This is a genomic window from Demequina iriomotensis, from assembly GCF_000971395.1.
Lineage (GTDB): Bacteria > Actinomycetota > Actinomycetes > Actinomycetales > Demequinaceae > Demequina > Demequina iriomotensis.
In genome coordinates, this window is the sequence record NZ_BBME01000018.1 from 86068 (window position 1) to 96165 (window position 10098).

Here is a 10098-nt window from a genome sequence, read left to right on the forward strand (position 1 = left end):
CAGGCGGATCCGGCCCCACGCGGGGGCCGGACGACGGGAGGGACATCACGGTGAGCGGGACCCAGCGGACCACGGGGCGGCGCACGAGGCGCCTCGCGCTGATCGCGACGGCGGTCGCCGCGGCGGCGCTGATCGGGATCGGATGGGCCGTGACGGTGCCGCGCGGCACCGCCGGGGCGGAGGCGACGCCCCCGGCCGGCGCATCGTCCATCCCGGATGCCAGCATCAGCATCCAGATGTTCACCTTCTTCCAGTACATCGGCTTCGGCGAGGACGATGCGGCGCAGGCCCGCCAGGAGGAGGTGCTCGCCCGGCTCGCCGAGGCCGGCTACAGCCACGTCGAGCCCGTCGACTACACGGGCTTCCAGGGGCTCGACGCCGAGGAGTACCGCGCACTGCTCGACGAGCACGGCCTCGAGGCGAGCTCGCTGCACACGTCGGTGACGATGGACACCACCGACGAGCAGTGGGCGGACAAGCTAGCGACCGCGACGACGCTCGGCGCGGAGTACGTGGGCGCGGGCGAGAACCCCCGCACGTTCACCTCGCGCGCCGAGTGGGTGGCGTTCGCGGAGAGGATCGACCACCTCGGAGCCATGGCCCGCGACGCGGGGATGCGCTACCTGGTCCACCTGCACGACTACGAGTTCACGTCGATCGACGGGGGTCAGAGCGCGTTCGAGATCCTCGTCGCGCACACGTCGCCCGAGAACGTCACGTTCGAGCTCGACCTCTACTGGGCCGTCGCCGCCGGCGAGGACCCGGTGGCGCTGGTCGCGGAGCACCGCGACCGGATCGCACTGCTCCACGTCAAGGACATGGACGAGGACGGGGAGATCGCCACCGTCGGCGAGGGCACCATCGACTTCCCGGCGATCTTCGCGGAGGCCGGGCCCGCCATCGACTTCTACGTGGTCGAGCGCGATCCCGTCGACGATCCCGCCGCCGACCCGTTCGGGCCCGCGGTCGCGGGGCTGGAGTACCTGCGGTCGATGGAGTTCTGAGCGGGTCCGGGCGCGGGGGGGGGGGGGTCGCGCGCGGCGGCAGCCCGTTCCCGCAGGCACGGAACGTGCTCTCCCACGAGCGTCAGAGCGCGGCGAGCGCCCGATCGATCTCCTCGACGATTCCTCCCGGCAGCATCTGAGCGAAGTTGCGGAACGTCCCCTGCGCGCCCCACTGCATGGTGCGCAGGAACTCTCGGCTGGCCGACACCCCGAGCACTCGCTCGGCGGTGCCGCGCACTGCCGCGTACGCGGCGGCGTCGCGCCGGATCTCGACCAGCGGCGTGTCAGCCGAGAACCGTCGGTGCGGTCGCACGGGCAACGGCACGCTCGCGACCCATTCGTGGGTACCGGAGCCCACGGTGACAGGCTCCGCCGAACCCGGCACGTGCACCACCGCCGTCGTGTTCGGCGGGACCACCACCCGCAGGCGGACCGCCTCGCCCACGCGCGACCAGCCGGCCTCGTGTCGTCCGTAGGCCGACTCGAAGGTCGCAGCAGCGTGATCGAGCCCCTCGAGGACGAGCGGGCGGACCTCGACGGCACGGTAGCCGGGCGACGCGGGCGCGAGTCCCGCGACCCGCCTGTGCAGCCAGTCCGCGATCGCGCCGAGCGCGTAGTGGTTGAAGCTGGTCATCTCACCTGGGTTGACGCGCCCGTCCTCGAGCATCGAGTCCCATCGCTCCCAGATCGTGGTCGCCCCCATGGTGACCGGGTAGAGCCACGACGGGTTCTCGTCGTTCAGCACGAGCCTTCCGGCGACATCGGCATGCCCCGTATCGGCAAGCGCGTCCGCGATCAACGGGGTCCCGACGAACCCGGTCGAGATGCGATACCCGGCTTCCTCGACGAGCTCGGCGAGCCTGTCACCCATGGCATCCCGGCGGTGGTCGTCGGCGATCTCGAAGGCGATCGCCAGCGCGTACGACGTCTGGGCGTCGGACATGAGCCGCCCGGCCGGCGTGGCGTACTGCGTCAGCCAGGCCTCTTGCACACGCCGTGCGAGATCGGCGTACCGGTCGGCCGCCGCATCGTCCCCGAGCACCCGGCCGGCCTCGGAGACGACCCTCGCCGACCGGAACAGATGCGCGGTCGCGACGAGGTCCTTGTCGGCCTTCGCCGCCGCAGGCCGGTCGGGCGGTGCCGTGGGGTCGAGCCAGTCGGCGAACTGGAAGTCGCCCTCCCACAGAAGGTTGTCACCGGCGCGACCCGCCATCCAGTCGACCCACCGCCGCATCGAGCCGAACTGCCGCGCGAGGGTGTCGCGATCCCCGAACCGCTGGTAGAGCGCCCATGGGACGAGCGCCGCCGCATCGCCCCATGCGGCCGTGCCGACGCGCGCAGAGTCGATCACATCGGGCACCACGAAGGGCACCGAGCCCTCATCGGTCTGCTCGATCGCGAGGTCCTCGAGCCACGACGACAGGAAGGCATCGACATCGTGCAGGAACGATGCGGTGGGCGCGAACACCTGGATGTCGCCCGTCCAACCCAAGCGCTCGTCACGCTGCGGGCAGTCCGTCGGGATCGACAGGAAGTTGCCGCGCATCGACCACACGACGTTCTCGTGCAGGCGGTCGAGCAGAGGATGCGACGATGCGAACGTGCCGGTCCGGCGCATGTCGGAGCCGACCACGACCGCGGTGACGTCGGCGAGGTCGAGCTCGCCGGGCCAACCGTCGACCTGCGCGTAGCGGAAGCCGTGGAACGTGAACCGCGGCTCCCACACCTCCTCGCCGTCGCCGGCGAGGGTGTAGTGATCGGTGGCCTCGGCGCGACGGAGGGGGCGAAGCGCGAGCTCGCCATGCTCGAGCACCTCCGCATGCCGGAGCGTCACGGTTGTACCGGCGACCCCCGAGACACGGATGCGCAGATGCCCGACCAGGTTCTGACCGAAGTCGAGGACGGTCGCGCCCGAGGGCGTGCGGATGAGCGCCACGGGCGCGACCTCCTGGGTCGCCCGCACGGGCGGGCTGGTCCTCGGCACCGGCGCTCCCTCGACCGGCGCGGACGCCGCCGACGCCCAGGTCGCGGGAGTCTCGCGACGAGCGTCCACCCGCTCGCCCGCATAGATGCCCGATGCGACCACCGGACCTGCGTCGGTGACCTCCCACGTGTCGTCGGTGATCAGCTCGTCGACCGTGCCGTCCTCGTACTCGAGACGGAGCACCGCGGAGAACGAGGGCTGCGACGAGCCGTAGATGCAGCGCTCCAGCCCGTCCCACCCGTACTTCTCGGCGAACCAGCCCGCCGCGAGGTCGACCGTGAGCACTCGCTCGCCCGCCACGAGCAGCGCGGTGACGTCGGTGGCGGCATATGTGTCGCGCCGACCGTAGCTCGTCCAGCCGGGCTTGAGCCGCTCGTCGTCGACCGCCACCCCGTCCACGTAGGCCTGGTAGACGCCGTGCGCGGTGGCATGCAGCGTCGCGGTCGCGAGTCCGCGACGGATCTCGACGCGACGGCGCAGCCGGACGGGGCACTGCTCGGCCCGCGGCGCGGGATGGCGCACCCACCGCGCGGGCCAGTCCTCGCGGACACCGCAGACCACGGGCGCTTCGTCGCTCCAAGCCGACCACCCGGTGGAAGGGGTGTGAACCCGCACGCGGATCCTTCCCGACTCGCCGTCGGCCAGCGGCGTGAAGGGCCAGGCGACCTGGCTCGACGCGGCCCCGGCGATCTCATGGATGACGGTGCCGGCGGCACCTTCCCATGCGATCTGGGCGGACGACTGCGTCCAGCCCTCGGCATCGGTCACGGTCGCCCAGCTGAGGCGCGGGGTTCGGGTCATGACGAGGGCGCCGAACGCACCCGAGTCGACGCGTATGCGGACGGAGGCGAGTGAGGCCACGAGCTACCCCTTCACGGCGCCGGATGTCATGCCGGCGACGATCTGACGGTTGAAGAAGATGTACATGACGAGCATCGGCACCGTGATGAGCAGGATGTCCATGAACAGCAGGTTCCACGACGTCGAGAACTGCCCCTGGAAGTTGTAGAGCGTCACCTGGACGGTCGCGCCCTTGTCGCCCGGGAGGAAGTACAGAGGGTTCTGGAAGTCGTTGAACACCGTCACCGCCTGCACGACGATGACGGTCACGATCACCGAGCGCAGCAGCGGGAAGATGACCCTGAAGAAGAGCCGCACGGGGCCGGCGCCGTCCATGGTCGCCGCCTCGTCGAGCTCTCGCGGGATGGTGGAGACGAACGCACGGAACATGAGGATGCAGAAGGCCATGCCGAACGCGACCTCGATGAGGACCAGGCCGTGCAGCGTCTTGTAGATCCCGAGCGACTGCATCACCCAGATCGTGGGGACCACCGCGGGCGGCACGATGAGGCCGGCCAGCACGAAGAAGTTGATGAGCGGGTTCCAGCGGCTCTTGCGGCGTTGCAGGACGTAGCCGACCATCGCGCTGACGATGACCATGATCGCGACGGATGCCACGGTCAGGATCGTCGAGTTGATGAATGCGGTGATGAGGATGTAGTCGCGCGACTGGACCACCTCGACAAGGTTCTCGACGAACGCCCACTCGGTGGGCCAGGAGAACTCGAGCAGCGCGGCCTCGCCTCGGGTCTTCGACGCCGTGACGAAGATGAAGGCGAACGGCACGAGGAAGACGACCGCCGAGACGATGATGCCGGCGAGCCCGCCGATGCGGGAGTACGTGCGGTTGAGCGAGGACCTCTGGGTGGCGATGCTCACTGGTCGACCTCCTTGCGGTTGAGGAACCAGAACAGCGGTATGACGATCGCTGCCACGAGGACGAAGAGCACCACGTTGCCTGCCGTCGACAGGCCATAGAAGCCTGCCTGATACTGCTTGTAGACGACCGATGCGAGCACGTCCGAGCTGAAGCCCGGTCCACCCTTGGTCATGGTCCAGATGAGATCGAAGGACCGGAGGCCGCCGATGAGCGACAGGATGATCACGGTCGTCGTGGCGGGACGCATGAGCGGCAGGGTGACGTGCCAGAAGCGACGCCACGCATTGGCTCCGTCGACCTTCGCCGCCTCGAAGTACTCCTGCGGGATCGCGACGATGCCGGCGATGTAGATGAGCGTGGCGAGGCCGACGCCGCGCCACACATCGACGAGCGCGACGGAGAACAGCGCCAGATCGGGATCGGTGAGCCAGCCCGGCCCCTCGACGCCGACGACGGCGAGCATCTTGTTGATGAGCCCATCGAACGGGTCCATGAGGACTGAGAAGGTCACGCCCACGCCGACCGCCGAGACGAGCACCGGGAAGAAGACCACGCTGCGGAGATACCCGCGGGCGATAATCTGGCTCGAGAGGAATACCGCGAGCAGAAGCCCGATGACGACCTTCGCGCCCGAGGTGAACGTCGCGTAGAACAGGGTGTTCAGCAGGCTCTCGAACAGGTATGGCTCCGCGAAGAAGGTCTTGAAGTTCTCAAGCCCGATGAACTCGGAGTCGAAGATCGTCCACCGCGTGAGCGCGAAGTAGAACGAGGCGAACGTCGGGACCACGAAGAGCGCGCCGTAGATCACGCCCGCGGGGGCGTAGAACCACATGGGGTAGTTGCTGCGCTTCCGCGTTCTCCGCGTCGGTGCCGGCTCGCCGCCATCGGCAGGGATCGCCTGCTGGGGCGCGTGCAGTGTGTCAGTCATGAGGGAGCTCCGCTCGCCCCCCGGGTCCCGGTCACGGCCGAGACCCGGGGGTGTGCTGATGTGATGGGCGTGGGCTTACCAGCCCTCGAGGCCCAGCTGCTGGGCCTGCTTCTTGACGTCCTCGTCGTAGTACGCCGCGGCGTCGTCCGCGGAACGGATACCCGAGCCGACCTCGACCATGATCTGCTCCAGCGCCGGGCCCTTGACCGGCGAGAGGAACTCGAGGGCGGCGCCCGTGTTGCCCGACTCGAAGTACGGCATCATGTCGGCGACCATCTGCGGGACGTCGTCGGGGATGGTGCAACCCTCGACGAAGTAGGGCCCCTGGGCGCCGACGGCCTCGGTCTGGACGTCGCAGGCCTCGGGGGTCGCGACCCAGCTGAGGAACGCCTTCACCGCATCGGCGTGCTCGGTGTCGGCCGAGGCGTAGTAACCGTGCGAGAGCCACGTGGTGAGCGGGCTGTCCGGCTCCTCGCCGGGAAGCGCGAAGAGTCCCACATCATCGACCTGGTCAGGCGTGTTCGCCTGCAGCGACGAGAACGCGAAGGTCAGCATCGGGTAGTGCGCACCCTCACCGGTGGCGACCATCCGCATGCCGTCGTCGAGCCCAGCGGACGCGAAGTCCTTGTTCAGGTATCCGGCGTCCGCCACCTCCTGCAGGTGCTGGAAGCCATCGATGGCGGGCGACCCGTCGGCGTACTTCGCCTCGTTGGCGGTGTACTTGTCCGCCCACTCCGGGTCCGCGGCGAGCACGTTGGCGAAGTCCGCCAGCACGAAGAGCTGGGAGGTCCAGGTCTCGCCGTACGTCTGGACGACCGGCGCCACGTCAGGCTTCGCGTCGGCGATCGCGGCGTTGTTCGCCATGAACTCGTCCCACGTCGTGGGGATCTCGAGGCCCAGCTCCTCGTACAGCGGGATGTTGTAGAGGATGCCGCCTCCCATGGCGGTCGCCGACGGGACACCGTAGACGTGCCCCTCGGCCGCGACGCCGGCCTTGAAGGTGTCCGAGACCGCATCCATGGTGGCGATGTCGTCGAGAGGGAGCATCGTCTTGGTCGGGGCGAGCGCCTGGAACAGCGAACCCGAGTTGTACTGGAAGATGTCCGTCATCTCGCCCGTCTGGAGGCGGGTCTTGACGAGGTTGTCGCCCTCGGTGCCGCCCGGGCGCTGCTCGATGTCGAACGTCACGTTCGGGTTCTCGGCGGTGTACGCGGCGGTGAGCGCCTCGGCGATCCCGACCGTCACCTCCGAGTTCTCGATGAGCAGCGAGAGCGTGACCGGCTCGTCGCCGGCGGCGCCCTCTGCCGAGTCGCTCGAGGCGGGCGCGGTGCCCGTCGCACACGCCGCGAGACCGATCGCCGAGACGGCGACAAACGCAGGTAGCGCGATCCGGCGCCGGTGAAGAGTGAAAGGCATCGTTGTCCTCCTCCTTGGTCAGCTAGGCCCCAATGCCTTGCCGATGAACGGATTCAATCATAATTTGCGCGTGAATGGCTAGTGTGAATGTAACGGTTCAGCCACGGGTCCAGCGGCGCAGGCGCGGCGTTGCAGCCAACACGGGAGGGCTCCGCGGCGTGTGTCGCGACGACCCCGGCCCACCGAACTGCGCGAAGTGCGACCTACCTGGAGGCGGCCGCGTCGACGGGCCCGACGGTGCTCGCCCGGATGACGAGCTCGGGGACCAGACGGCGCTGCTCGTGCACATGCGGGTTCGTCACGCTGGAGCGCTCCTCTTCGAGGATCAGGCGGAGCGCCTCGGTCGCGATGGTGGTGCGCGGCTGCGCGACCGAGGTCAGCGGCACAGCGGCCGTCTTCGCGTAATCGATGTCGTCGTAGCCGACCAGCGCCACGTCGGTGGGAACCCCGATCCCAGAGGCCTGGAGTTCAGCGAGGACACCGAGGGCCACCAGGTCGTTCGCGGCGAAGATCCCGTCTGGCCTGTCACGCGCGTCGAGGGCGGCGATCCGCCGGCCGATCACGCGCCCTTGGTCCACCGTCAGGTCGGGAACCTCGAAGACGGTCATCAACGCTCCGGGGCACTCGTCTACCGCCCGCGAGACGCCCGCCAGCCTGTCGGTCACCTGCGCGAGGGGCCCGCCGACGAATGCGAGCCGACGCCGACCGAGCTCGACCAGGTGGCTTGCCGCAGCGTAGCCACCCGCCGTTCCATCGAGCGAGACCGAGCAGAACTGCTCACCATCAGCGTGCTCGTCGAGCAGCACGATCGGCATCCCTCGGCGATGAGCAGCCACGAGACCAGGAGTGACACCGCGCACAGGGGCCACGAGCAACCCCCGTGCACGCGACTCCTCGAACATGGTCAACAGGCGCGCCTCGCGGTCCGGGTCCTGGTCGCTGCTCGCGATCACCAGAGGCGATCCCTCGCCTTGTGCGAGCTCTTGCACCACGTGCGCCACATCCGCGAAGAACGGGTTCCCCACGTTGAGCACGAGCATGCCGATGACGTCCGACCGCCCGCCACGGAGCTGGCGCGCGTGCGAGTTGGGGACGAACCCGAGCTCCTGGATGGCACGCTGCACCCGCTCCACATTCTCGGGGCTGACCGTGGTCAGTCCGTTGACCACGTTGGACACCGTGCCCATCGACACTCCGGCCCGCTCGGCCACCTCGCGCACCCCGACCTTGCGCCCCATCGAGCCCTCCCCGCTCTCCTATGGTCGACACTGCCGCCAGAAGCCAGCCGCCGACATCGTCATCGGCGACGCTGCCCGGTTGGGTCCGCGCGGCCTGCGACGATGCTACACCGCAAATGAACGCTTTCATCTTCTTTGGTCACCTAGTGCCACGATGACGATGCAGGACCGATCGGACCCGCGCCACAGGCCCCCGAGCGGCTGAACCGGCAGCAAGGAAGGCGCACATGGTGGACGCCGCGGTCAAGGCGGCGCCCGCGGCGGGTCCGGCTGTCGGGTGCGGGCGACAGGATCCTCCACGTGCCGTCGAGGTGGCGGCGAGCGGGGCCCGACCGCACCCGTCGAGACAGCGAGAAGGCCCCCGAGGAGTCCTCGGGGGCCTTCTTCAGTGGTGCGCGAGGGGGGAGTTGAACCCCCACGCCCTTTCGGGCACACGGACCTGAACCGTGCGCGTCTGCCTATTCCGCCACTCGCGCGCGCCGGGCAACTCTAGCACGAATCGGGCACGCCCCCGGACCACCGGCGCACGGCGGGGACGATGCGCCGGCGGGTCAGTTGCGGAACTCGGCCACGGTGCCGTGGAGCGAGGCCGCGAGCTCGGCGAGCTCGGCGACCGACGCATCGGCCTCGACGGTCACGTCCGCACCATGCGCTGCCGCCTCAGCGACCGCCGCGATCGAGCTCGCGATGCCGGCCGAGCCGGCCGCGGCCTCGGACACGCCGCGCGACATCTCGGCCGTGGTCGCGGTCTGCTCCTCCACGGCCGACGCGATGGTGAGCTGGAAGTCGTTGATCTGCTTCACGATGGCCGAGATCTCGCCGATCGCGTCAACCGCGCCGCCGGTGTCCTCCTGGATCGCCGACACCCGACGAGCGACCTCCTCGGTCGCCTTCGCCGTCTCCTGCGCCAGATCCTTCACCTCACCGGCCACGACGGCGAAGCCCTTGCCGGCCTCGCCGGCGCGGGCGGCCTCGATGGTGGCGTTCAGCGCCAGCAGGTTCGTCTGCTCGGCGATGCTGGAGATCACCTTGATGACCTCGCCGATCTCCTGCGAGGAGGCCCCGAGGCGACCGACCTTCTCCGTGGTCGACTCGGCCACCGAGGTGGCCTGCGCCGCGACGCGCGCGGCCTCGTTGGCGCTGTGGGAGATCTCCTTGATCGACGCGCCCATCTCGTCGGCGCCGTCCGCGACGGCCTGCACGCTGCGGTTGACCTCGTCGGCGGCCGTGGCGGCGCCGGAGGCGCGCTCCGATGCCACCCGCGAGCCCTGGGCCACCTGCGCGTTGGCCTCGGTGAGCGCCCGCGCCGAGTCGGCAAGCGTCTGCGCGGTGCTCTCGACGTGGTCGATGAGCGCGCGCAGCGAGGCGGACGTGACGTCGAGCGCGGCCGACATGTCGCCCAGCTCGTCGTTCGAGGTCACGCCGGCGGTCGCGTCGAGCTTGCCGTGCGCGGCCGCCTCGATGGTCGCGGTGAGGCGGCGCGTCGCGCGGGTGACGCGCGTCGCGAGGACCAGACCGATGGCCGAGGTGCCGGCCACGGCGCCGATGAGGACGGCGACGATGACGCCGCGCGCCCCGCCGATGCTCGCCTCGGGGTTCTCGGCGATCGCGGAGACCTCCGCCAGCGCGACGGCGCACACCGCGACGACGATGAGCACGCCGACGCCGAAGGCGCCGAGGATCTGCGCCATGAGCGGCACACGGGGTCCACGGCGCGGGGCGCCGACAGGAGCGGGATTCATGTCTCTCCATCCTTGAGAGGTCGAGTGGGGACGCCGGCCCATCCGTGGACCGGGGTGTGAGGTCCT

7 protein-coding genes and 1 tRNA gene are annotated in these 10098 nt (G+C 69.7%); 1 reads left to right on the forward strand and 7 read right to left on the reverse strand.

The features are described from left to right. The first annotated feature begins 50 nt into the window (after positions 1-50). Complete coding sequence (locus tag AOM09_RS12850) at positions 51-1004, forward strand: sugar phosphate isomerase/epimerase family protein (RefSeq protein ID WP_062389235.1); 954 nt, start codon at positions 51-53, stop codon at positions 1002-1004. A gap of 82 nt (positions 1005-1086) precedes the next feature. On the opposite strand, the gene AOM09_RS12855 is transcribed toward AOM09_RS12850, so the two are convergent. From AOM09_RS12855 to AOM09_RS12885, 7 genes are all read right to left on the reverse strand, one after another. After that, on the reverse strand, positions 1087-3789 hold the full coding sequence (locus AOM09_RS12855) for an alpha-L-rhamnosidase (protein WP_082099158.1): 2703 nt from the start codon (positions 3787-3789) through the stop codon (positions 1087-1089). 63 nt (positions 3790-3852) lie between these two features. Continuing rightward, positions 3853-4701, reverse strand: coding sequence for a carbohydrate ABC transporter permease (locus AOM09_RS12860; protein ID WP_062389257.1), 849 nt, complete (start codon positions 4699-4701; stop codon positions 3853-3855). Positions 4702-4703: 2 nt separating this feature from the next. Next, the gene (locus AOM09_RS12865; protein WP_062389237.1) at positions 4704-5636 is read right to left on the reverse strand and encodes a carbohydrate ABC transporter permease; all 933 of its coding nucleotides are present in this window, start codon (positions 5634-5636) and stop codon (positions 4704-4706) included. A gap of 75 nt (positions 5637-5711) precedes the next feature. Next, a complete protein-coding gene (locus AOM09_RS12870) occupies positions 5712-7052 on the reverse strand; it encodes an ABC transporter substrate-binding protein (RefSeq protein WP_062389240.1) in 1341 nt (446 codons plus the stop codon). A 203-nt stretch (positions 7053-7255) separates the two neighbouring features. Next, positions 7256-8290, reverse strand: a complete 1035-nt coding sequence (locus tag AOM09_RS12875) for a LacI family DNA-binding transcriptional regulator (RefSeq protein ID WP_062389243.1) — start codon at positions 8288-8290, stop codon at positions 7256-7258. A 389-nt stretch (positions 8291-8679) separates the two neighbouring features. Then, a tRNA-Leu gene (locus tag AOM09_RS12880) sits at positions 8680-8766 on the reverse strand. A 75-nt stretch (positions 8767-8841) separates the two neighbouring features. After that, positions 8842-10032, reverse strand: coding sequence for a methyl-accepting chemotaxis protein (locus AOM09_RS12885; protein WP_156162367.1), 1191 nt, complete (start codon positions 10030-10032; stop codon positions 8842-8844). Between the last annotated feature and the right edge of the window lie 66 nt (positions 10033-10098).